Below are 22,595 nucleotides of genomic sequence, written 5' to 3'. Positions count from 1 at the left end.
GACCGAAGAGACTCTTGCCGTGCGCGGGCCGCGCACGTGTGTGCAGCGTGAAGGCTACCGCGCCCCCGACCTGCCTCCTTCACCCCGTCCGCATCGGGTCCGCATCGGGGTTCCGGTCACCATTCCAGCGCCCACGGCCGGCCCGTGCCCGCGAAGTGCCCCACGTTCACGCACTCGGTCGCCCCGATCCGCATCCGGCGCGCCAGCGGCTGGTGGACGTGCCCGAACAGGGCGAAGCGCGGTCTGGTGCGGCGGATGGCGTCCAGCAGCGCCCGGCTCCCCCGTTCGAAACGGCGCGCGACCGTGTCGTAGACCAGCTCGGGAACCTCCGGCGGGATGTGGGTGCACAGCACGTCCACCTCGCCGACCGCCTCGATCTTCGCCGCGTACTCCTCGTCGTCGATCTCGTACGGCGTACGCATCGGCGTCCTCAGCCCGCCGCCGACGAAGCCGAAGGTCCGGCCGCCGATCTCCACCCGCTCGCCGTCCAGCACCGTGGTGCCGGGCCGGGCGTACTCGCGCCACAAAGGCGGCATGTCGACATTCCCGTAGGTGGCGTACGTCGGTGTCGGGAACGCGGCGAACAGCTCGGCGTACTGCTTGCGCACCGCCCGCTCGATCGCGGCGGCCCGGTCGGCGCCGATCCCGGCCCACAGCCGGGCGCCGAAGGCCCGCGCCTCCTCGAACCGGCGGGCGGTGCGCAGCTCGACGATCCGGTCCGCGTTCTCCTCGCCGAACAGGTCGGGGAAGATCCCGCGCGAGTGGTCGGCGTAGTCGAGGAAGAGGACGAGGTCGCCGAGGCAGATCAGGGCGTCCGCACCCTCGCCGGCCCGGGCGAGATCACGGGCGTTGCCGTGCACGTCGCTGACCACGTGGACACGTGTTGTCCGTCGGCTGCCGGTCGGTGTGGGTGCCATGGCGATCAAGCGTAGGTGGCGCGCGGCCCTTGTGAACAGTGGCGGTCCGGCCTGCGGTTACTCGCCGGTCGGTTGTGCCGTGGACTACTGTGCGCGAAGGAACGCCAACCTGTGTGACGCAGCGAACATCTCACCGGGACCCCCTGTCGTAGACGCCATACCGGCGGGTAACGTCCGGGCCGTCCAGTCGTGCTCTGGATTTCAACATGTGAATCGGCATGTGTTTCCCGGAGCACTCCCGAGCCATGGACCGCACCGTCGCATCACACAGAGTCGTGGCGCCGGCGCCCTATGAGGAGCAGCAGTCTTGCGCGAGTTCAGCCTTCCGGCTTTGTACGAGGTCCCTGCCGACGGCAACCTGACCGACATCGTCCGCAGAAACGCCGCGCAGCATCCCGACGTCGCCGTCATCGCCCGCAAGGTGGGCGGTGTCTGGCAGGACGTGACGGCGACGCGGTTCCTCGCCGAGGTGCACACCGCCGCCAAGGGCCTCATCGCCGCCGGGGTGCAGCCGGGCGACCGGGTGGCGCTGATGTCCCGCACCCGGTACGAGTGGACGCTGATGGACTTCGCGATCTGGAGCGCGGGCGCGGTGACCGTGCCGGTGTACGAGACCAGTTCGCCGGAGCAGGTGCAGTGGATCCTGTCCGACTCGGGCGCGACCGCCTGTGTCGTGGAGCTGGACAACCACGCCGAGGCCGTCGAGTCGGTGCGGGCCTCGCTGCCCGGGCTGAAGCACGTCTGGCAGATCGAGGCCGGCGGCCTGGAGGAGCTGGCCCGGCTCGGCCAGGGTGTCGCGGACGCGACCGTGGAGGAGCGTGGCTCGCTCGCCCGGGCCGACGACCCGGCGACGATCGTCTACACCTCCGGTACGACGGGCCGCCCCAAGGGCTGTGTGCTCACCCACCGCAGCTTCTTCGCCGAGTGCGGCAACATCGTCGAGCGGCTGCGTCCGCTGTTCCGCACCGGTGAGTGCTCGGTGCTGCTCTTCCTGCCGCTCGCGCACGTCTTCGGCCGGCTGGTGCAGATCGCCCCGATGATGGCGCCGATCAAGCTGGGCTGCGTCCCGGACATCAAGAACCTCACCGACGAACTGGCCGCGTTCCGGCCGACCCTGGTCCTCGGTGTGCCGCGCGTCTTCGAGAAGGTCTACAACACGGCCCGCGCCAAGGCCCAGGCGGACGGCAAGGGCGCGATCTTCGACAAGGCGGCGGACACCGCGATCGCCTACAGCAAGGCGCTGGACGCCCCGTCGGGCCCGTCGCTCGGCCTGAGGATCAAGCACAAGGTCTTCGACCGGGTGGTCTACAGCAAGCTGCGCGCCGTCCTCGGCGGCCGGGGCGAGTACGCGATCTCCGGCGGCGCCCCGCTGGGCGAGCGGCTCGGCCACTTCTTCCGGGGCATCGGCTTCACGGTGCTGGAGGGCTACGGCCTGACCGAGTCCTGCGCGGCCACCGCGTTCAACCCGTGGGACCGCCAGAAGATCGGCACGGTCGGCCAGCCGCTGCCCGGCTCGGTGGTCCGGATAGCGGACGACGGCGAGGTGCTGCTGCACGGCGAGCACCTGTTCAAGGAGTACTGGAACAACCCGGGCGCGACCGCCGAGGCGCTGGCGGACGGCTGGTTCCACACCGGTGACATAGGCACCCTCGACGAGGACGGCTATCTGCGGATCACCGGACGCAAGAAGGAGATCATCGTCACGGCGGGCGGCAAGAACGTGGCCCCGGCCGTGATCGAGGACCGGATCCGGGCGCACGCGCTGGTCGCCGAGTGCATGGTGGTGGGCGACGGGCGGCCGTTCGTCGGCGCGCTGGTCACCATCGACGAGGAGTTCCTGGGCCGCTGGGCCGAGGAGCACGGCAAGCCGGCGGGCTGCACCGCGGCGTCCCTGCGCGAGGACCCGGACCTGCGGGCGGCGATCCAGGCGGCGATCGACGACGGCAACGCCGCGGTGTCGAAGGCGGAGTCGGTGCGCAAGTTCCGTATCCTGCCCTACCAGTTCACGGAGGAGTCGGGCCACCTCACCCCGTCGCTGAAGCTCAAGCGGAACGTGGTGGCGAAGGACTACGCGAACGAGATCGAGGCGATCTACGCGAAGTAGGCCGCCCGCTGAGAACGCACGACGGCGCGGGCCCCCGGTGGGGGCCCGCGCCGTCGTGCGTCGTCGTGTGTTCGTCGCGCGTCGCCGCGCGTGCGTCTAGAGAAGGGCTCTGAGCTTCTCCGCCAGCAGGTCCCAGCGCCACTTCTCCTCGACCCACTGGCGGCCGCGCTCGCCCATCCGGCGGCGCAGCCCGGCGTCGCCGAGCAGGGTGGTGATCCGCTCGGCCGCCTCGGCCGGCTCGCCGCCCCGGACGACCCAGCCGGTCTCGCCGTCCAGCACCGCGTCCGGCGCGCCGCCCGAGTCGCCGGCGACGACCGGCAGCCCGGTGGCGGAGGCCTCCAGGTAGACGATGCCGAGGCCCTCCACGTCCAGTCCGCCGCGCCTGGTGCGGCACGGCATGGCGAAGACGTCGCCGGCGCCGTAGTGCGCGGGCAGCTCGGACCAGGGCACGGCGCCGGTGAAGCGGACCGAGGCGTCGACGCCGGTCTCCTGGGCCAGCCGGCGAAGATCCCGCTCGTAGGGCCCGCCGCCGACGATCAGCAGCACGGCGTCCGGCTCGGCGGAAAGGATCCTCGGCATGGCCCTGATGAGGGTGTCCTGGCCCTTGCGCGGCACCAGCCGGGAGACGCACACCACCACCGGCCGCTCGGTGAGCCCGAGCCGCGCCCGCACCTCGTCGCCGCCCGAGTCCGGGTGGAAGGTCTTCTCGTCGACCCCGGGCGGAAGCTGCGTCATGCGCCGGGCCGCGTCCTCGGTGAGGGCGGTGGCTATCCGGGAGCGGGTGTACTCGCCGAGGTAGGTGAGGGTGTCCGTGGACTCACCGATCCGGCGCAGCAGCTGCCGGGCGGCGGGCAGTTGGGCCCAGCCGGCCTCGTGCCCGTGGGTGGTCGCCACCAGCCGCTCGGCGCCCGCCTTCCTGAGGGCCGGCGCCATCAGACCGAGCGGCGCCGCCGCCCCGAACCACACCGAGGTGCAGCCGTGTTCCCGCAGCAGCCCGGTCGCCCGCCGGGTCGCCCCGGGCGTCGGCAGCAGCATGGTCGTACGGTCGCGTACGACGGTGAAGGGCTGTTCGTCGTCGAAGGCGGCCGTGGCCCGGGCGCCCTCCTGGCCGCGCTTCCAGGTGGAGGCGTAGACGACGAGCCGCTCGGGGTCCAGCCGGAGGGCCATGTTGTGCAGGAAGGCCTGGATGCCGCCCGGCCGGGGCGGGAAGTCGTTGGTCACGATGAGGGTCTTGTGCATCGCCGCCGACCCTACCGCGCGCCTGCGGCGGGCCGGGGAATCATGGTTCCCTGGCCATGGACGGCGGACGGACGGGAGCGCGGGTGAAGAGGACGGGCGGGTGGCCGGCGGCGCTGCCGTGGACCTGGTGCGCCACCCGGCTGGCGCTGCTGCTCCTGGTCTTCCGGGTGGTCTCCCTGCCCGGCGCGGACGTCACCACCGATGTGTCGGTGATCTACCAGGGCTGGTCCGAGGTGCTGTGCCGGGGCACGTTCCCGCTGAACGACGTGACCTGGCAGTATCCGCCCGCGGCCGCGCTGGCGATCCTCTCCCCCGCCCTGCTGCCGTTCCTCGGCTACGCGCCCGCCTTCTTCGTCCTGAGCTGCCTCGCCGACCTGGTCGTGTCCGGGCTGCTGGCGTACGCGGCCCGGCGGCCCGAGCGGTCGTCGCGCGGCGCGTGGATCTGGGTGGCGGGTCTGCCGCTGCTCGGCCCCACGGCGTACGCCCGGTACGACCTGATGGTGACCGCGGTGGCCGTGGCGGCCCTGCTCGCGGGGACCAGGTATCCCCGGGTGATGGGCGCGCTGGCGGCCTTCGGGGCGCTGCTGAAGGTGTGGCCCGCCCTGCTGCTGGTGGGCGCCACCCGGCTGCGGGCGTGGCTCTCGGCGGCGGTGACCGGGGGCGGGATCGCGGCGCTGTTCGCGGTGACCGTGCCGGGCGCGTTCGCCTTCCTGGCCTTCCAGCGGGACCGGGGCACCGAGGTGGAGTCGCTGGGCGGTCTGGTCCTCCATGTGGCACGACGCTTCGGCTGGCCGGGCGAGGTGGTGCTGAACTACGGCTCGGTGGAGTTCATCGGCCCCTATGTCGGCGTGGTCGGCAAGGTCGCGGTGGCGCTGAGCGCCGGCGCCTTCTGCTGGCTCCTGCTGTGGCGGCTGCGGGCGACCCGGTTCGAGCCGCACACGCTCGCGGACGCGGCCTTCACCGCGGTGCTGCTCCTCACCGTCACCAGCCGGGTGATCAGCCCGCAGTACCTGGTGTGGCTGATCGGCCTGGCCGCCGTCCGCGGCTGCTTCCGGGCGAGCCGGACGGGCGGGCCCGCCGCCCTGGTCCTGGCGGCCGCCTTCGTCACGCTGCTGGAGTTCCCCATCGGCTTCGTGCACGTCATCGTGAGCGACACCTACGGCGTCGCCCTGCTCCTCCTGCGCAACGCCCTCCTCCTCGCCGCGGCCCTCACCGCGGCCCGCGCCCTGTGGCGCACCACCGTCCCGGCGGCCACCGCGCCGGTACCGGTCAGCCCAGCTGATCGCGCACGTAGTCGCGCCACTGGGCGGTGAACGCCTCCGGGGTGGTGCCGAGGGTTCTGCGTAGGGCCTCGTCGAGGGCGCCCGGGCGCTCGTCGTGGGCGCCGACTGCGCGGTAGAAGGCGCCGAGGCGGCTCTCGTCCCAGTGGGCGGCGATCATCCGGCAGGCCAGCCAGCCGCTCTCGTAGGCCCGTGCGAGGCGGTCCGGGTCGCCGCTGAAGGCGAAGTCCCCGTCGGTGGGCAGGGCCGCCGGCACCTCGCCGTCCTGGACCGCGCGGCTCAGTTCCGGTGCGGCCTCGGACGGTGTGCGGCCGGTGCCGAGGTAGCCGATCCAGTCGGCGTACCCCTCGGACAGCCAGAGCGGGGTGGCGGCGGTGGTGTGCGCCCGGGTGGCCACATGCGTGGTCTCGTGGGTGAGCACCACCTGCTTGCCGGTCTCGCCCAGCACCGCGTACGCCTCCGGGTTGACCACCACCCGGTCCGCCGGCGTGCTCCCCGGGGCCCCCGCCTCGCCGGTGGTGACCGCGGCGATGCCCCGGTAGCCGGACGCGGGCGAGCCGAGCAGTCCGGCCATGCCGGCGAGGCTCCGCGGGACCAGGACGACGAGCCGCCGGGCCCAGGACGTCCCCCACGCCGCGGAGACGGCTGGTACGGCGTGGTCGGCGAGCCGGGCGTAGCGGCGCAGCTCGGCGGCGCCCTGGCCGGCCCCGAGGACCAGGCTGTGCGCGCCCCGGACGGCGGTGACCGGACCCTGGTCCCACAACTGCTGCCCGGACTTCCCGGCGGGCCGGTCACCGGTGACGTACCACCGGCCGCCCCCGGCGCGGCGCAGGGTGAGGGTGCGGCGGACACTGACCGGTGCCCTGTCGTAGCCGGCGACCCGGTAGCGCAGCTCGGCGTCGGCGGTGGCGCCGGAGCCGCCGCGGCGCAGGTCCGTCACCCGGTACGCCCAGGAGGCCAGGGGCAGGGCGCGCAGCCGGACGTAGGCGGTGCGGGTCCCGGTCGCGCGGAAGGCCGTCTCGTCGTGCCCGAGCAGGGCCGCCGACCGCCGGTCGAGGACCCGCTGCACCTCGGCGGTGACCGGGTCGGCGGCGGTCCGGCCGCCGCATCCGGCCACGGGCGGCAGGAGCAGCAGGCAGAGTCCCGCCGCCGCGGCGCGCCACGTCCGCCGCGCCCGTCCACGAACAGTCACCCGCCGATCGTACGGCGCGTGGCCCGGGGCCTGTCCGGCGGATCGGGCCGGCTCCAGGCGGCGGTGTCATGCCGCCCCGCGGTTCCGGCATGATCCGCCGGACAGGCCCCGAGGTCAGGGACGGGTCACGGAGGAGACCGGCATCATCCCGACCGGGTCGTAGCGCACCGGCGCGCCCGGGTAGGGCGCGTGGATCACCCGGCCGTTGCCGACGTACATCCCCACGTGGCTGGCGTCGGAGCGGTAGACGACCAGGTCGCCGGGGCGCGCCTGGGACAGCGGGACCTGCCGGCCGGCGTGCCGCTGGTCCTGGGAGGTGCGCGGCAGATGGACGCCGGCCTGTGCGTACGACCACTGCATCAGCCCCGAGCAGTCGAAGCCGGACGGCCCGCTGGCGCCCCACACGTAGGGGCGGCCGAGCGCGGACCGGGCGGCGGCGACGGCGGCCGCGGCGCGGGCGTCGGAGGCGACGGCGCCGACCAGGTCCGGCAGTCCGGGCAGATCGGCGCGGCCCCCGCGGGAGGCGCGGTCGTAGGCGGCGCGTTCGCCGGCGGGCAGGGAGTTGAGCAACTGCCGGGCCCGGGCGAGCTTGCGCTCCACGATCCGCTTGTGGGTGTCGACGGCCTTGCGGCTGCGCTCCAGCTCGGCGAGCTTCCCGGCGGCCTCGGCCCGCTCCTGGGCGAGTTGCCGCATCTCCACGCGCAACTCCCGGAGCTGTCCGGCCTGCTGGACGCCGATGCGGTCGAGGGTGGCGGCCCTGGCGAGGTAGTCGTCCGGGTCGTCGGACAGCAGCAGGGCGACGGCCGGGTCCAGGCCGCCGGAGCGGTACTGGGCGCCGGCCAGCGAACCCAGCCGCTCCCGCATGGTGTTGACGCGCTGCCGGCGGCGCGCGATGTGCTCCTGCGCGTCCCGGACCTCCCGGCGCAGCGCGTCGGCCCGCTCGTCGGCCTTGTCGTAGGCCTGGGTCGCCTTCTCGGCCTCCTCGTAGAGGCGGTCCACCTCGGCACGGGCGTTCCGGTGCGGAGCCGCGTCGGCCGGTACGGCCCCCAGGGCGGCGGCCGCCGCCGACAACGCGCACAGGGCGGCCGAGGCGCCCCGGTCGAACCCGGACGGTGCGAGACGGCGATGGGAACCCACGGAAGTCCTTCTGCCGGTGGACAGGAACGGTCTCCCCGGCGCGGGGGACGGGGAGACCCCCGCGCCGGGGAAACGCGGCAGACAGTAACCCTGCGGAAGGACGGCGGCCAAAGGCGGTCAACGGCCCCACAACCACTGCGCCCCGCCGCTGACGCAGGTCAGGGCGGGGCGGGGAGTCAGTCGCGGTACTCGGGATTCGCCCGTTCGGGCGCCCCGGAGGCGGCGTCGGACGGGGTCAGACGCGGACGCCGAACTGGAACGGCATGTTGCCGATCGCCTCGTAGCGGACCACGGCGCCGGTGTGCGGGGCGTGCAGCACCTGGCCGTTGCCGGCGTAGAGGCCGACGTGGTGCAGGTCGCCGTAGAAGAACACCAGGTCACCGACCTGGAGCTGGCTCTGCGACAGGTGGGCGCCGTAGTTCGCCTGGGCCTCGGAGGTGCGGGGTATGGAGACGCCGGCCTGGGCGTAGGCCCAGGAGGTCAGGCCCGAGCAGTCGAAGGAGGACGGACCGGAGGCGCCGTAGACGTACGGCGTGCCGATCTTGCTCTGCGCGGCGGAGAAGGCCGCGGCGGCCCGGCCGGAGGCGGAGGAGTCGTTGCCGAGGTCCACCCGGTCGCTTGCGGAGCGGTTGGCCCGCTGCTGCTCGGCGGCGAGGGCCGCCTTCTCCTTGGCCGTCAGGGTGTTGAGCAGCTTCTGCGCCTCGGCGAGCTTGCCCTGGACTTCCTTCTTCTTGTTGCCCAGCTCGGTACGGGTGGCGGCCAGGTCCTTGAGCTTCCCGGTGGCCTCGGCGCGCTCCTGGGCGAGTTCGCGCTGTTTGTCCTGGATCTTCTTCAGCGCCTCGACCTGCTGGCCGCTCAACTGGTCGAGCGTGGAGGCCTTGTCGAGGTAGTCGTCCGGGTCGGCGGACAGGAAGAGCTGGACCGAGGGGTCGATGCCGCCGGAGCGGTACTGCGCGGTGGCCAGCGAACCCAGGCCGTCGCGGAGCTTGTTGAGCTCCTCCTGGCCCCGGGCCACGTTGTCCTGGATGGTGGAGATTTCCTTCTGCAGCTTCTGCTGCTTCTCCTTGGCCCCGTTGTACTTCTCGGTGGCCTGCTCCGCCTGCTCGTAGAGCTTGTCGACCTTCGCCTTGACCTCGTCCTTGCCGACCTTCTCGCTCGGCGCGGCGTTGGCGGCGTTCGCGCTCAGCACGACGGCGGCGGCCGCCGCGGTGGTCAGCACGGTGACACGCGTGCGACTGGGCTGCTTGGGTCGACGGTGGGACGCCACGAGGGACGATCTCCTTCTTGTGAGTGATCACCCGTTCGGAGGTTCGAGCCCAGACCCTAGTGACCCAGTTGTGATCAGTTCAAATCCCCGCGGCAAAAAATCCGGTGACGCAACGCATTCTTTGCACACAACTCACGTGCGGTGATGCCCGATTGACACTACGTTGCGTGACGATACGGCCAATTCGGGCATTGCATATGCGCGTTGCACGTTCAGGACAGTCGCTTCAGAAGTACCGCAGAGGCGACGGGACGGGCACCGGCGCGGGCGACCCCGTCGGCCACCTCCCGGTCGGTCGAGGCGACGATGACCGGGCGGCCCGGCGGCTCGGCGCGCACGAGCTGACGGATCAGCTCGTCCGCCGTGACGCCCGGCTTGGAGAACAGCACCCGCACCCCGCGCGGCGGCGCGAGCAGCACCGGCGCGGCCAGCTCGGCGCCGTCGAAGACACAGGTCACCTCGGCACCGGTCTGCGCGGCGAGCGCCGAGAGCTGGCCCAGCAGGCGCAGCCGCTGCTTCTCCAGCGGCATCTGGGGATAGCCGGTCTTGGTGACGTTGTAGCCGTCGACGACCAGATGCGCCTGCGGCAGCGCCAGCAACTGGTCGAGGATCGCCGGGTCGTTCTCGGACAGCGCGCGGGCCGCGATGTCCTTCGGGGTCATCCGTCCCGGTTCGACCGCGTCCACGGTCTCGGCCGGGCGTACGGAGACCGGCGGCAGGGCGAGTTCACGCCGGAGCCCCTGGGCGGCGTCCAGCATGGTGTCCAGCAGCAGCCGCACCCGCATGTCCTCCACGCTGCGGCCCTCACGGGCCGCCCGGCGGGTGGCCTCCAGCGCCGCCTCGGCCTCACCAAGGCGTGCCTTGAGCCGCCGGGACTCGCTCTCGGCCGCCGAAAGCTGCGCGTGCCCCTCGGCGCGCACGGCGTCGATCTCGCCGCGGACCTTGCGCAGCGCGGCCTCGCCGCGCTTGACGTCGCTGAGCGCGGCACGCAGCTTGCGGTGCAGCGACTCCGCCTCCCGTTTCGCCGACTCCGCCTCGGCGCGCAGCCGTTCGGTCTCGGCGCGGGTCTGCTCGCGGGCCTGGTCCAGCTCGGCGCGCAGCCGCTCGAGTTCGGCGCGGCTCTCTTCGTCGGCCCGCTCGGCGTCGGCGCGCTGCGCCTCCTCGCCGGCCGCGGTGACCAGCTTCACCCAGCCCACGGGCCGCAGTACGTAGGCCGCGGCCGCCACATCGAGCGGGTCCGCGGCCGGGGGCGGCGAGCCGGAGTCGAGGGCGCCGGAGAGTTCCGGCTGCGCCTCTCTGAACTTCTCCCCGATCCGCTGCCGGAACAGCGTGTCGGTCTCCAGCGCCGCCGCCATCGCGTTGCCGGCGAACTTGGCCCGTCGATTGGGGGCGAACCGGGCGTACTGCCGCAACTGGGCGGGCAGTTCCGTCACGGTCAGCAGACCGAAGCCGTCCGAGACGATCTGCACGACCCGCCGGCGCACGCCGTCGGGCAGCGGACGGTCAAGCACCTCAGCGGTGCCGTCGCCCGGCCCCCCGCCTGCGGTCTCCACCATCCGTCACACCCCAATACCTCTACGGGGCCCGCTCCGCTCAGGAGCCGGCGCCCGGCCTGTCCACGAGTTCCACCTGGTCCACCGCGTTGCACCAGCGGCAGCGGACCGACTCGATGGTCTCACTGACCACCTCGCGCTCCTCCACCGTCGGCTCGCCCGCGAGGTCGAGGTGAACGTACTCGACGACCTTCGACGAGCGGGTCACGTCGAAGCGGGTGAGGTTGCCGCAGAGGGCGCAGCGCCATCGTGTCGTGGCGGTCGGCAGGGGAACCGTCATCGTGACTGTTCGCTTCCTTCTCGGGTCGTCCGCGCCGCTCCCCGACGCGTGTGGCTCGTAACCCTACGGCCTGCCGGTCGCTCGCCGCCCGTCCGTTCACGGCGGCGAGGCGGTCTGTCGGCTTGCGTCCCGTTACGTCATGCTCTGTAGTCATGATCCGCACCTGGGGCACGGCGGCCCGCGGAGCGTTCCGGGCGGTCCGGGGCGTCTCCGCGCCGATGACGTACGTCCTCCTCGTCCTGTGCACCCTGATCTTCGTGCTCGGCCCGGCCTCCGGCCTCACCCCGGCGTACGGCTCGGGCGGGGCGCTGTTCGCGGCGCAGCGGGCGTACTTCCGGCACTGGGGCGTGGTCCCGGCCGAGCTGTTCGACCCGTCGGTCCGGGCGGCCCTGACCCCGGCCACCGCCCTGTTCGTGCACGGCAGCTGGGTGCATCTGCTCGGCAACATGCTCTTCCTCTTCGTCTTCGGGCTGATGACCGAGGAACGGATGGGCCGGGTGGAGTTCGCCCTCTTCTACGTCGGCTGCGGTTACCTGGCCCTGCTGGGCTACGCGGCCGCCAACGTCACCTCCGGACAGTCGCTGGTGGGCGCCTCGGGGGCGATCTCGGCGGTCCTCGGAGCGTTCCTGTACCTGTTCCCCCGTGCCCGTGTGACCAGTCTCCTCCCCTTCCTGTTCTTCCTCCCCCTGCGTTTCCCGGCCTGGGTCGTGCTGCCCTTCTGGGCGGCCCTGCAGTGGCTCGCGGCGGGCCGGGCCGGCCAGGGCCCCGGGGTCGCCTATCTCGCCCACCTGATCGGCTTCGGCCTCGGCTTCGGCTACGCGTGGGTGCGCTACGGGCCGACCACTAGAGTGAGGTCCGCACCGGCCCCGGCACCCGAGGGAGAGAACCAGCCGTGATCACCGCGATTGTCCTCATCAAGACCAGCGTGGACCGGATCCCCGAGATCGCGGAGCAGATCGCTTCGCTGGATTCGGTGAGCGAGGTTTTCTCCGTCACCGGCACCTACGACCTGATCGCCATGGTGCGGGTGCGGCAGCACGAGGACCTGGCCGACGTCATCCCGGGGCGGATCAGCAAGATCCCCGGCGTGGAGGGCACCGACACACACGTCGCGTTCCGCACGTACTCCCAGCACGACCTGGAGGCGGCGTTCGCGATCGGTCTCGACTCGTGAACGCCGCCCCCTAGAGCCTGTCGCTCGGGTCAGGCCTGGTCGCGCACCGGCACGCAGCGGCCGTCCTCGGTGCGGTAGCGCCACCGCGCGCCGTCGCGGACCAGTTCCCGCACCGCGTCGACGAAGCGCTCGACGTGCTCGTCGGGCGTGCCCGCCCCGAAGCTGACCCGGACGGCGTTCAGGGACTTCTCACCGGGCGCGGCCTCCGGCGCCCCGCACTCGCCCTGGGTCCGCGGGTCGCCGCCCAGCAGGGTGCGGACCAGCGGGTGGGCGCAGAACAGGCCGTCGCGCACGCCGATGCCGTACTCGGCGGAGAGCGCGGCGGCGAAGTGGGAGCTGTTCCAGCCCTCGACGACGAAGGAGAGCACGCCGACCCGCGGGGCGTCGTCGCCGAACAGGGAGAGCACCCTGACCTCCGGCACCTCGGCGAGACCCGCCCGGACCCGGGCGATCAGGTGCTGCTCGCGGGCCACGAGTGCGTCCCAGCCGGCCTCGGTGAGGGCCTTGCAGGCGGAGGCGATGGAGTAGGCGCCGATGACGTTCGGGGAGCCGGCCTCGTGGCGCGCGGCGCTCTCGTGCCACTCCACGTCCACTCCCCCGTCCTCGCGCCGCGTGACCTTGCGGCTGGCGCCGCCGCCCGCCAGGTACGGCCCGGCCGCGGCCAGCCAGTCGGCGCGGCCGGCCAGCACGCCGGAGCCGAAGGGCGCGTACAGCTTGTGACCGGAGAAGGCCACCCAGTCGACGTCCAGGTCCCGGACCGACACCGGGTGGTGCGGGGCGAGCTGGGCGGCGTCCAGGACGATCCGGGCCCCGTGCGCGTGGGCCGCGGCGGCCAGCTCGCGCACCGGCCACAGCTCCCCGGTGACGTTGGAGGCGCCGGTGACGCACACCAGGGCCGGGCCGTACGGGTCGCGGTCGGCGAGGGCCCGCTCCAGGGTCTCCACGGCCTGCCGCGGGGTGCGCGGCGCGTCGAGGACGGTCACCCTCGCGTCCTGCCACGGCAGCAGCGCGGCGTGGTGCTCGGTCTCGAAGACGAAGACCTCGCAGCCGGCCGGGAGCGCGCGGGCGAGGAGGTTCAGGGAGTCGGTGGTCGACCGGGTGAAGACCACCTGGTCGCTCCGGCGGCAGTCGAGGAATCCGGCGACCGTCCGGCGGGCGTTCTCGAACAGGTCGGTGGAGAGCTGGGAGAGGTAGCCGGCGCCACGGTGGACGCTGCCGTAGTAGGGCGCGTAGGCGGCGACGTCGTCCCAGACGCGCTGCAGGGCGGGGGCGCTGGCGGCGTAGTCCAGCGCGGCGTAGGTGACCTCGCCGCCCGTCACGAGCGGGACGGTGACGTCACGGCCCAGAACGGGCAGCTGGTCACAAATGGTCTGGGTGGCGGCAGCGGTGGAGACGGACATGGGTGAACTCCCGTGAGGCAGGCCGGTGTCACCGTGCGAGCGGTACGGCTCGAAGCACGGCGGAAGATGAAAAGGGGTACGCGGAGGCGGGGCTCTACGCCCTATCGCATTCGCTTGCTCACAGAAGGCTCCCTCGACGACCAGGACCCCTGGTCCCGCGCCCCGTCAGGAGCCGCGCGAGGGGTCCGCGCTTGCCGTGGACCTCGCTGCCCACGACCTGGTCCTCACCCGGGGCACCCCGCCACGGACGGAGGGTTGCCGGACAGCCGGCCGGGGCCGAATGGCTGTCACTCATGACCTGGTTCAGTATCCTGCCACACGATCTCCGGTGCGCAAGGCGCGGTCCGGCATCCGGACCGCGCCCCGCGTCGCACCGGGCGGGTGTCAGGCGTTGCTGGCCGTCACCCACCGCTCCAGCGTTCGCTTCGCCGCCCCGCTGTCGATCGACTCCGCCGCCCTCGCCATGCCCGCGCGCAGCTGCTCGGTGAGCGGCTGGTCGGCCGGATGCAGGGCGACCAGCGCCGCCGCCGAGTTCAGCAGCACCGCGTCCCGGACGGGGCCGTGCTCGCCGTCCAGTACGCGCCGGGCCACCTCGGCGTTGTACGAGGCGTCGGCGCCGCGCAGCGCCTCCACGGGGACCAGCCCGATGCCGGCGTCCCGCGGGTCGAAGCGCTCCTCGGCGACCTTGCCGTCCCGGACCACCCACACCCGGGACGTCGAGGTGGTGGTCAGCTCGTCCAGGCCGTCGTCGCCCCGGAACACCAGGGCGGAGTTCCCGCGCTCGGCGAGGACCCCGGCCACGATCGGCGCCATGCGCGGATCGGCCACACCGACCGCCTGGGCGCGCACCTTGGCCGGGTTGGTCAGCGGGCCGAGCACATTGAAGGTGGTACGGATGCCCAACTGGCCGCGGGCCGCCGCGACATGGCGCAGCGACGGGTGGAACTTCACGGCGAAGCAGATGGTGATGCCGGCCTCCTCGGCGACCTCGGCGACCCGCCGCGGGGTCAGGCCCAGGTTGATGCCGAGCTTCTCCAGGACGTCGGACGAGCCGGAGGCGGAGGACGCGGCGCGGTTGCCGTGCTTGACGACCTTCGTGCCGGTGCCGGCGACGACGATCGACGACATGGTGGAGATGTTCACCGTCTTCGCGCCGTCGCCGCCGGTGCCGACGATGTCGACGGCCGGCCCGGGCACCTCGATCACATTGGCGTGCTCGTACATGGTCCGCACGAGGCCGGTGATCTCCTGGACCGTCTCGCCCTTGGCGCGCAGCGCCACCATGAACCCGGCGATCTGGGCGTCGGTCGCCTCGCCGCGCATGATGCGGTCCATCGCCCAGGCCGTCTCGTCGGCGGACAGGTCCCGGCCGTCCAGCAGGCCGTTCAGCAGGGCGGGCCAGGAACGGCCCGCCGCGGTGTCGCCTCCAGCGGGGGTCACAGCGCTCATAGCCGCTCCTGGGTTTCGTCGCAGAACAGTGTGCTCCCACCCTATCCAGCCCTGGACACGGCGAAGGGCCCCGTCCGCAAGCCGGACGGGGCCCTTCGACTGTGGCGTGGCGACGCTCGGGGATCAGTGGTGGCCGTGGCCGCTCGTGATCTCCCGGTATTCCTCGACGGTGGCCTTCGGGATCTGGTTGTCCTCGCCGTAGTAGGCGTTGCTGAGCTTGGCGCGCAGCTTCTCGGACCCCTTCACCTTGCGCTCGACACCGTTCTCGTCCACCGTCGGGCCGATCTCGGCCGGCTCGTACTGGTGGTGGGCGGTCAGGGTGTGGAGCTGCTCCTGGCTGAGCGGCTCGTGGATCTCGATGAACTCACCGTGCGGCAGGCGCTTGATGATGCCCGTCTCGCGGCCGTGCAGCACCTTCTCGCGGTCCCGGCGCTGCAGGCCGAGGCAGATCCGCTTGGTGACGAGGAAGGCGATGACCGGTCCGGCGAAGAAGGAGATCCGGACGAACCACGTGACCGCGTTCAGCGACAGGCTGAAGTGGGTGGCGAAGAGGTCGTTGCCACCGCCGACCAGACCGACCATGTACACCGTGATCCAGGCGACGCCGAAGCCGGTGCGCGTCGGGGCGTTGCGCGGGCGGTCCAGGATGTGGTGCTCGCTCTTGTCCCCGGTGACCCAGGACTCGATGAACGGGTAGAGCGCGATCGCGGCGAGCACCAGGCCGAAGAGGACCAGCGGGATGAACACGCCCAGGACGAGCGTGTGACCCCAGAAGTTGATCTCCCAGCCCGGCATGTAGCGGACCAGACCCTCGGCGAAGCCCATGTACCAGTCCGGCTGGGCGCCGGTGGACACCTGGTCCGGCCGGTAGGGGCCCATGGCCCAGATCGGGTTGATCTGGGTGACCGCGGCGATGGCCGCGATCACGCCGAAGACCAGGAAGAAGAAGCCTCCGGCCTTGGCCATGTACACCGGCAGCAGCGGCATGCCGACGACGTTGTTGTTGCTCTTCCCGGGACCCGCGAACTGCGTGTGCTTGTGGTAGAAGACCAGGATCAGGTGGCCCACCATCAGGCCGAGCATGATGCCCGGCAGCAGCAGGATGTGGATCGAGTAGAACCGGGCCACGAAGTCGTGGCCGGGGAACTCGCCGCCGAAGAGGAAGTACGAGATGTACGTGCCGACGATCGGCATGGACAGGATCGCACCCTCGGTGAAGCGCACACCGGTGCCGGAGAGCAGGTCGTCCGGGAGCGAGTAACCGGTGAAGCCGGTGAACATGCCCAGGACGAACAGCAGGAAGCCGAACAGCCAGTTGATCTCACGCGGCTTGCGGAACGCGCCGGTGAAGAACACGCGCATCATGTGCACGAACATGCCGGCGAGGAAGATCAGCGCGGCCCAGTGGTGGATCTGCCGGATGAGCAGGCCACCGCGCACGTCGAAGGAGATGTGCAGGGTCGAGTTGAACGCCTCGGACATCAGCTGTCCCTGGAGCGGGACGTAGCTGCCGTGGTACTCCACCTCGTTCATCGACGGGTGGAAGAACAGCGTCAGATAGACACCGGTCAGGATGATGATGAGGAAGCTGTACATGCAGACTTCGCCCAGCATGAACGACCAGTGGTCGGGGAAGATCTTGCGCATGTTGGCCTTGGCCAGGGAGTAGATCCCCAGCCGGCCGTCGGCCCAGTCGGCGATCCGCTCGCCGGCCGGCGCCTTGCCGCGTCGCTCGTTGTTCTCGTTGGTGCTCATCCGCGCTCCCAGAATGCAGGACCGACGGGCTCCTCGAAGTCGCCGAGCGCCTGGAGGTAACCCTCGTCGTTCACGCCGATGCGGAGCTGCGGCAGGGCGTGACCAGCGGGGCCGAAGATCACTCGGGCACCGTCGGAGAGGTCGAAGGTGGACTGGTGGCACGGGCACAGGACGTGATGCGTCTGCTGCTCGTACAGCGAGATCGGGCAACCGACGTGGGTGCAGATCTTCGAGAAGGCGACGATGCCCTCGTGCGACCAGTCGAGCTCGCGCTTGTCCTTGATGTTGCCCGGCTGCAGCCGGACGATCATCACGGCGGCCTTGGCGATCTCGTTCTGGAAGTCCTCGTCGGTCTCCTCCAGGCCCTCGGGCTTGACGAAGGTGAGCGAACCGACCTGGACGTCCTCGGGACGCAGCGGCTGGTTCGTGTTCGTGTTGACGAGGAGCTTGCCCTTGGCCCACAGGGTGTGCCGCAGCGAGGTGCCGGGCAGCGGGCCGAGGTCGCGCAGCAGGACGACGCCGGAGAGCGGCACCAGGGTGAGCGCGCCGAGCATCGTGTTGCGGATCAGCTTGCGGCGGCCGAGCGCCGACTCCTTGGCGCCCTCCTTGAAGTCCGCGTGGACCTTCGCGCGGACCTCGGGGGAGGCCGCGATCGGGTGCCGCTCGTCGGCGACCTCCACGTCGGACATCAGGGTGCGGGCCCAGTGGACCGCGCCCGCGCCGATGCAGAACAGCGCCGCGCCCAGGGTCAGGCCGAGCGCGAAGTTCAGCGCGCTGATGTGCCCGATCGGGAAGATGTAGACCGAGGTGTCGGGCGAGATCGTCACGTACGAGGCGATGAAGCCGACGGTGGCCAGCATCGAGACCGTGAACAGCAGGGCGACGACGCGCTCGGACCGCTTGGCGGCCCGCTCGTCGATGTCCTGGATCCGGTGCTCGTGGGGCGGCAGCCCCGGGTCCGCGAACGGGTTCGCCTCGTCCGCGACGCTCACGGCGCCGTGCGCGTGGTCCTGCTCTGCGGGCAGGTTCTCTTCTGGAATGTCTTGGCTACTCATGACTTCTTGGCCTTTGCGGTCCGGGCGGCGACCCACACGGCAACCGCGATCAGTGCGCCGAGACCGAAGATCCAGGCGAACAGACCCTCGCTGACCGGCCCGAGGCCGCCCAGCTCGAGGCCACCCGGGTTGACCGTCTCGTCACCGTTGACCGCGTTCAGGTACGCGATGATGTCCTTCTTGTTCTTCTCCGACATCGTGGTGTCGGGGAAGGACGGCATGTTCTGCGGGCCGGTCTGCATGGCCTCGTAGATGTGCTTGGGGTCCACGCCCTCGAGGCTCGGCGCGTACTTGCCCTTGGTGAGGGCACCACCCTTGCCGGTGAAGTTGTGGCACTGCGCGCAGTTGGTGCGGAACAGCTCGCCACCCTTGGCGATGTCCGCGCCCTCCGGGCCGTACTGCTGCTTCGTCGGCACGTTCGGGCCGGCGCCCAGCGACGCGACGTACGCGGCGAGCTGGTCGATCTGGGCCTGGGTGTACACGACCTTCTTGCGCGGGATCTGCGCCATCTGCGAGGTGGAGGCGGGCATGCGGCCCGTGCCGACCTGGAAGTCGACGGCCGCGGCGCCCACGCCGACCAGACTCGGCCCGTCGGAGGAGCCCTTGCCACCGGTGCCGTGGCAGCTGGCGCAGCCGACCTCGTAGAGCTTCTTGCCCTCCTTGATGGTCAGGGACTGGGAGGTTTCATCGGCCTGTGCCTTGCTCGCGGGCGCGAACGCGGCGTACAGCCCCCCAGTGGCCGCCAGCGCGAGGAGTAGGACGACGACCGCCGCCAGCGGATGGCGTCGTCGTGCGGAGAGCTTTTTCACGGATTACCCCGGTGTCAGGATCTTCTGCGTCGATGCTGGATGTGCGGGAACGGTCCCGGCTACTTGATCAGGTAGATCGTGGCGAAGAGGCCGATCCAGACGACATCGACGAAGTGCCAGTAGTAGGACACGACGATGGCGGCGGTCGCCTGCTCATGCGTGAACCTCTTCGCCGCGTATGTACGGCCGAGGACCAGCAGGAAGGCGATGAGACCGCCCGTCACGTGCAGGCCGTGGAAGCCGGTGGTCAGGTAGAACACCGAGCCGTACGGGTCCGAGGACAGGGAGATCCCGTCCTTCTTCACCAGCTCCGTGTACTCGTAGATCTGACCGCCGATGAAGATCGCGCCCATGATGAAGGTGAGGATGAACCAGCCACGGAGCTTCTTCACGTCCCCGCGCTCGGCCGCGAAGACGCCGAGCTGACAGGTCAGCGAGGAGAGCACCAGGATCGTGGTGTTCGTGGCGGAGAAGGGCACGTTGAGTGCCTCCGCCATCTCCTTCCAGTGCGCCGGTCCGGTCACCGACCGGAGGGTGAAGTACATCGCGAAGAGGGCCGCGAAGAACATCAGCTCGGAACTCAGCCAGATGATGGTTCCGACGCTGGTGAGGTTCGGCCGATTGACCGACGGGTGCGCGTGCCCGGTTTCTACTGTCGTTGCTGTCGCCACGACCGACATTATGTCGGTCGCTTATCCCGCCCTCACTCCGGGGGGTGCCGTTCGGAGTGTCTTGCCCGTTCGAACCGGTGTTGACGTGGTGTTCATGGGAGTAACATCCGCCTCGAACGGCCCTGTCCGCACGACGCCCACGTCTCGGAGGAAGCATGCAGCCGACCGCCACAGTGCTGGTGTACAGCGACGACTCCAACACCCGCGAGCAGGTACGGCTGGCCGCCGGGCGGCGGCCGGCTCCGGACGTGCCGGTCGTGGAGTTCCTGGAGTGCGCGACGCCCGAGGCGGTGCTGCGCGAGCTGGACAAGGGCGGCATCGACGTGTGCGTGCTCGACGGCGAGGCCGTGCCGATGGGCGGCATGGGGGTGTGCCGGCAGATCAAGGACGAGGTGTTCAACTGCCCGCCCGTGCTGCTGCTGATGGGGCGGCCGCAGGACGCGTGGCTGGCCACCTGGAGCCGTGCGGACGCCGCTGTGACGCTGCCGGTGGAGCCGGTGGAGTTCGCCTCCGCCCTGGCCTCCCTGCTGCGCCGGAAGCGGCTGCTGGGCGTCTGAGGGTCGGTCCGGGGGCGCGGGGCGGGCCGTACCGCCCCGCGCCCCTGGTCACAGGGCCACCGGCCGCAGCCTGGGGGCGTCGCGGGAGGGTGCCGAGGCGTCCGGTGTGCCGGCCGTCAGGGCGCTGCCCGTGCGCCACTTGTTCCAGTCGAGGTTCCAGTCCCCGAAGCCGTTGCCGAAGTTCTCCATCGGGTCACCGTTGGAGTTGACCACCTTGACGATGTCACCCGGATGGACGTTGTCGAAGAACCACTCGGCGTTGGACGTGCTCATCCCCGTGCAGCCGTGGCTGACGTTGGCGGAGCCCTGGGAGCCGACCGACCAGGGCGCGGCGTGCACGTACTCACCGGACCAGGTGACCCGGGTGGCGTAGTAGACCGGCAGGTCGTACGAGTCGGAGCTGCCCTCGGCGATGCCGACGGTGGTGCCCCGCATCCGCACGAAGTACTGCTTCTCCAGGACGACCTTGACCCCGTTGCGGGTCTCGAAGCCGGGCTTGCCCGTGGTGACCGGGATCTGCTCGACCTGCTGTCCGTTCTTGTAGTACGTCAGCTGGTGCGTCGAGGCGTCGGTGATGGCCTCGATCCGGTCACCCGTTGTGATCTTCAACGCCTTCGTCTTGCCGCCCCAGAGCCGGTCGCTGATCTTCACGCCCTCCAGGTTGCTGTGCACCTGGATGGTGGCGTGGGCGGGCCAGTAGTCCTTGGGACGGAAGTGGAGTTCCTTGGCGCTCACCCAGTACCAGGAGCCCTGCACGGCCGGCACGGAGTCCACGCGCAGGCCGCGCTCCACGACGGCCCGCTGCGCCTTGTCCTTGACCTCGCGGTCGAGTTGCGCGGTGATGGGCTGCCCGACGCCGTAGACGCCCGCCTCGGGCCCGAACGTGACGTTCAGCCGCTGCTTGCTGGTGGGCTTGCTGGTGTCGAAGGTGAGGACCTTGCGACCCGGCGCCCCGTCGTCGTCCTCGGTGCTGACGCGGACCGTGTAGTGGGCGTTCGCGGCCAGCGGGGAGATGCTGTGCCAGCGACTGCCGTCGGCGGCGAGTTCGCCCGCCACGAAGCGCCCCGTGGAGTCCTGGGCGGTGACGTCGGTGATCCGGCCGTCACCGCTCTCGGAGGTGATCTCCAGGGGCTTGTCCGGGTCGGCCCGCTTCCCCTCTTCGGTGGGGCCGTTGAAGGAGATCTCGCCCGCCGCGTCGTACGGACTGGCCGACAGAGGGTTGCCGTCCGAACCGCAGGAGGTGACGCCCGCGCCGAGGGCGATCACCAGCAACGCGCAGCTGACGACGGTGCGGGTCCGCGGAGTGTGATTCATATGATCACGCTATGAGATGCAGAGCTGCTTGGCGCGGTACGTCAGTCGTTCGGGTGACGCGGCGTGGCAAAAGCAGGAGCCCGGACTCTCCTGACGGAGGGTCCGGGCTCCTGGCGCGCTCGGCGCAGGCGTCACCGCGTGCTACTGGGTGCGGTTCTCACCGTGGTAGTACTCGAACACCCAGCCGAACAGACCGATGGCGATGATCGGCGCGGCGAAGTAGATCAGCCACCAGCCGACCGCGATGCTGAGGAAGGCGATCGCGCCGCCGACGCCCAGCATGAGCGGCTGCCAGCTGTGCGGGCTGAAGAAGCCCAGCTCGCCCGCGTCGTCCGCGACGTCGGCCTCCTTGTCGTCCTGGGCACCAGCGTCGACCCGCCGGGCGGTGAAGCCCAGGTAGAAGCCGATCATGATGGCCAGGCCGAAGGCCAGGAAGAGCGCCGTGGTGCCGGCCGGCTCCTTCGACCACACGCCGTACACGACGGCCATGATCAGGAGGAAGAAGCTCAGCCAGATGAACATCCGGCCCTGGATCTTCACTTGCCGGCCTCCTTCTCGCCCGCGATGGCGGTGCCGTGGCCGACGTGCTCGAGCTGCTCGAGCGCGACGATCTCGGGGTGGTGCAGGTCGAACGCCGGGGATTCACTGCGGATCCGCGGCAGGGTGAGGAAGTTGTGCCGCGGCGGCGGGCAGGACGTCGCCCACTCGAGCGAGCGGCCGTAGCCCCACGGGTCGTCCACGCCGACCGGCTTGCCGTACTTGGCCGTCTTCCACACGTTGTAGAGGAACGGCAGGATCGACAGGCCCAGCAGGAACGAGCTGATGGTCGAGATCGTGTTCAGGGCGGTGAAGCCGTCGGCCGCCAGGTAGTCGGCGTAACGACGCGGCATGCCCTCGGCACCCAGCCAGTGCTGGACCAGGAAGGTGCCGTGGAAGCCGACGAACAGCGTCCAGAAGGTGATCTTGCCCAGGCGCTCGTCCAGCATCTTGCCGGTCATCTTCGGCCACCAGAAGTGGAAGCCCGCGAACATCGCGAAGACGACGGTGCCGAAGACCACGTAGTGGAAGTGGGCCACCACGAAGTACGAGTCCGAGACGTGGAAGTCCATCGGCGGCGAGGCCAGGATGACACCGGTCAGACCACCGAAGGTGAAGGTGATCAGGAAGCCGACCGCCCAGAGCATCGGTGTCTCGAAGGACAGCGAGCCCTTCCACATGGTGCCGATCCAGTTGAAGAACTTCACACCGGTCGGGACCGCGATCAGGAAGGTCATGAAGGAGAAGAACGGCAGCAGCACACCGCCGGTGACGTACATGTGGTGCGCCCACACCGTCACGGACAGACCGGCGATCGCGATGGTCGCCGCGACCAGGCCCATGTAGCCGAACATCGGCTTGCGGGAGAAGACCGGGATGACCTCGGAGATGATGCCGAAGAACGG

The 22,595-nt window shown here is 71.0% G+C and carries 21 protein-coding genes and 1 riboswitch; of the genes, 5 read left to right on the top strand and 16 right to left on the bottom strand.

Features of this window, described 5'->3' with window-relative positions; all coding sequences use genetic code 11:
* Positions 1 to 116: 116 nt before the first annotated feature.
* The gene (locus tag ACZ6B1_RS22420) at positions 117 to 917 is read right to left on the bottom strand and encodes a metallophosphoesterase family protein (protein ID WP_468780935.1); all 801 of its coding nucleotides are present in this window, start codon (positions 915 to 917) and stop codon (positions 117 to 119) included.
* Positions 918 to 1,224: 307 nt separating this feature from the next.
* Between ACZ6B1_RS22420 and ACZ6B1_RS22415 the strand changes: the two genes are divergently transcribed.
* On the top strand, positions 1,225 to 3,021 hold the full coding sequence (locus ACZ6B1_RS22415) for an AMP-dependent synthetase/ligase (RefSeq protein WP_468780933.1): 1,797 nt from the start codon (positions 1,225 to 1,227) through the stop codon (positions 3,019 to 3,021).
* A gap of 96 nt (positions 3,022 to 3,117) precedes the next feature.
* On the opposite strand, the gene ACZ6B1_RS22410 is transcribed toward ACZ6B1_RS22415, so the two are convergent.
* Complete coding sequence (locus ACZ6B1_RS22410; RefSeq protein ID WP_468780931.1) at positions 3,118 to 4,260, bottom strand: glycosyltransferase family 4 protein; 1,143 nt, start codon at positions 4,258 to 4,260, stop codon at positions 3,118 to 3,120.
* Positions 4,261 to 4,316: 56 nt separating this feature from the next.
* Here ACZ6B1_RS22410 and ACZ6B1_RS22405 point away from each other — a divergent pair, with 56 nt between their 5' ends.
* Entirely contained in the window at positions 4,317 to 5,573 is a 1,257-nt protein-coding gene (locus ACZ6B1_RS22405) for a glycosyltransferase 87 family protein (protein WP_468780929.1), read from the top strand.
* Here ACZ6B1_RS22405 and ACZ6B1_RS22400 read toward each other — a convergent pair.
* From ACZ6B1_RS22400 to ACZ6B1_RS22380, 5 genes are all read right to left on the bottom strand, one after another.
* Complete coding sequence (locus ACZ6B1_RS22400; protein WP_468780927.1) at positions 5,530 to 6,732, bottom strand: hypothetical protein; 1,203 nt, start codon at positions 6,730 to 6,732, stop codon at positions 5,530 to 5,532. The two genes, ACZ6B1_RS22405 and ACZ6B1_RS22400, sit on opposite strands and share 44 nt — an antisense overlap.
* A gap of 114 nt (positions 6,733 to 6,846) precedes the next feature.
* The gene (locus ACZ6B1_RS22395) at positions 6,847 to 7,869 is read right to left on the bottom strand and encodes a C40 family peptidase (RefSeq protein ID WP_468780925.1); all 1,023 of its coding nucleotides are present in this window, start codon (positions 7,867 to 7,869) and stop codon (positions 6,847 to 6,849) included.
* Positions 7,870 to 8,104: 235 nt separating this feature from the next.
* A complete protein-coding gene (locus ACZ6B1_RS22390) occupies positions 8,105 to 9,136 on the bottom strand; it encodes a C40 family peptidase (RefSeq protein WP_468780923.1) in 1,032 nt (343 codons plus the stop codon).
* A gap of 212 nt (positions 9,137 to 9,348) precedes the next feature.
* On the bottom strand, positions 9,349 to 10,692 hold the full coding sequence (locus tag ACZ6B1_RS22385) for an NYN domain-containing protein (RefSeq protein WP_468780920.1): 1,344 nt from the start codon (positions 10,690 to 10,692) through the stop codon (positions 9,349 to 9,351).
* Between the two features lie 37 nt (positions 10,693 to 10,729).
* Entirely contained in the window at positions 10,730 to 10,969 is a 240-nt protein-coding gene (locus ACZ6B1_RS22380; protein ID WP_029382693.1) for a hypothetical protein, read from the bottom strand.
* A gap of 152 nt (positions 10,970 to 11,121) precedes the next feature.
* On the opposite strand from ACZ6B1_RS22380, the gene ACZ6B1_RS22375 reads away from it, so the two are divergent.
* The gene (locus ACZ6B1_RS22375; protein WP_468780917.1) at positions 11,122 to 11,865 is read left to right on the top strand and encodes a rhomboid family intramembrane serine protease; all 744 of its coding nucleotides are present in this window, start codon (positions 11,122 to 11,124) and stop codon (positions 11,863 to 11,865) included.
* Positions 11,862 to 12,143 carry an Lrp/AsnC family transcriptional regulator gene (locus ACZ6B1_RS22370; RefSeq protein ID WP_199210240.1) on the top strand — a complete coding sequence of 94 codons (282 nt, stop codon included), beginning with the start codon at positions 11,862 to 11,864 and terminating at the stop codon, positions 12,141 to 12,143. The genes ACZ6B1_RS22375 and ACZ6B1_RS22370 overlap by 4 nt, the downstream gene beginning before the upstream one ends.
* Before the next feature lie 29 nt (positions 12,144 to 12,172).
* On the opposite strand, the gene ACZ6B1_RS22365 is transcribed toward ACZ6B1_RS22370, so the two are convergent.
* The 6 genes from ACZ6B1_RS22365 to ctaE all read right to left on the bottom strand — a co-directional run bounded on the left by ACZ6B1_RS22365 (position 12,173) and on the right by ctaE (position 19,291).
* Positions 12,173 to 13,543 carry an aminotransferase class V-fold PLP-dependent enzyme gene (locus tag ACZ6B1_RS22365; protein WP_468780914.1) on the bottom strand — a complete coding sequence of 457 codons (1,371 nt, stop codon included), beginning with the start codon at positions 13,541 to 13,543 and terminating at the stop codon, positions 12,173 to 12,175.
* Between the two features lie 182 nt (positions 13,544 to 13,725).
* Positions 13,726 to 13,842: riboswitch (SAM riboswitch) on the bottom strand.
* 85 nt (positions 13,843 to 13,927) lie between these two features.
* Positions 13,928 to 14,992: an anthranilate phosphoribosyltransferase gene (gene trpD / locus ACZ6B1_RS22360; RefSeq protein ID WP_468780912.1), complete on the bottom strand. Its 1,065-nt coding sequence runs from the start codon at positions 14,990 to 14,992 to the stop codon at positions 13,928 to 13,930.
* Positions 14,993 to 15,115: 123 nt separating this feature from the next.
* The gene (qcrB, locus tag ACZ6B1_RS22355) at positions 15,116 to 16,747 is read right to left on the bottom strand and encodes a cytochrome bc1 complex cytochrome b subunit (RefSeq protein WP_468780910.1); all 1,632 of its coding nucleotides are present in this window, start codon (positions 16,745 to 16,747) and stop codon (positions 15,116 to 15,118) included.
* A complete protein-coding gene (gene qcrA, locus ACZ6B1_RS22350; protein WP_468780908.1) occupies positions 16,744 to 17,802 on the bottom strand; it encodes a cytochrome bc1 complex Rieske iron-sulfur subunit in 1,059 nt (352 codons plus the stop codon). The genes qcrB and qcrA overlap by 4 nt, the downstream gene beginning before the upstream one ends.
* Positions 17,799 to 18,611, bottom strand: coding sequence for a cytochrome bc1 complex diheme cytochrome c subunit (qcrC, locus tag ACZ6B1_RS22345; RefSeq protein WP_393431389.1), 813 nt, complete (start codon positions 18,609 to 18,611; stop codon positions 17,799 to 17,801). The genes qcrA and qcrC overlap by 4 nt, the downstream gene beginning before the upstream one ends.
* A gap of 59 nt (positions 18,612 to 18,670) precedes the next feature.
* The gene (gene ctaE / locus ACZ6B1_RS22340) at positions 18,671 to 19,291 is read right to left on the bottom strand and encodes an aa3-type cytochrome oxidase subunit III (protein WP_143636562.1); all 621 of its coding nucleotides are present in this window, start codon (positions 19,289 to 19,291) and stop codon (positions 18,671 to 18,673) included.
* Between the two features lie 146 nt (positions 19,292 to 19,437).
* Between ctaE and ACZ6B1_RS22335 the strand changes: the two genes are divergently transcribed.
* Positions 19,438 to 19,839 (top strand): response regulator, encoded by a 402-nt coding sequence (locus ACZ6B1_RS22335; protein WP_390061631.1) that lies wholly within the window; start codon positions 19,438 to 19,440, stop codon positions 19,837 to 19,839.
* A 48-nt stretch (positions 19,840 to 19,887) separates the two neighbouring features.
* Here ACZ6B1_RS22335 and ACZ6B1_RS22330 read toward each other — a convergent pair whose 3' ends face one another.
* The 3 genes from ACZ6B1_RS22330 to ACZ6B1_RS22320 all read right to left on the bottom strand — a co-directional run.
* Positions 19,888 to 21,153, bottom strand: coding sequence for a L,D-transpeptidase (locus ACZ6B1_RS22330; RefSeq protein ID WP_468780905.1), 1,266 nt, complete (start codon positions 21,151 to 21,153; stop codon positions 19,888 to 19,890).
* Positions 21,154 to 21,294: 141 nt separating this feature from the next.
* Positions 21,295 to 21,693 (bottom strand): cytochrome c oxidase subunit 4, encoded by a 399-nt coding sequence (locus tag ACZ6B1_RS22325; protein ID WP_250401126.1) that lies wholly within the window; start codon positions 21,691 to 21,693, stop codon positions 21,295 to 21,297.
* Positions 21,690 to 22,595, bottom strand: a 906-nt coding sequence (locus ACZ6B1_RS22320) for a cytochrome c oxidase subunit I (RefSeq protein WP_468780903.1), incomplete at its 5' end; no start/stop codon positions are given. The genes ACZ6B1_RS22325 and ACZ6B1_RS22320, both read right to left, overlap by 4 nt.

Source organism: Streptomyces sp. NPDC041129, assembly GCF_055592265.1.
The sequence above is the reverse complement of the archived record's forward strand: the minus strand, read 5'-3'. Positions and strand labels throughout refer to the sequence as shown.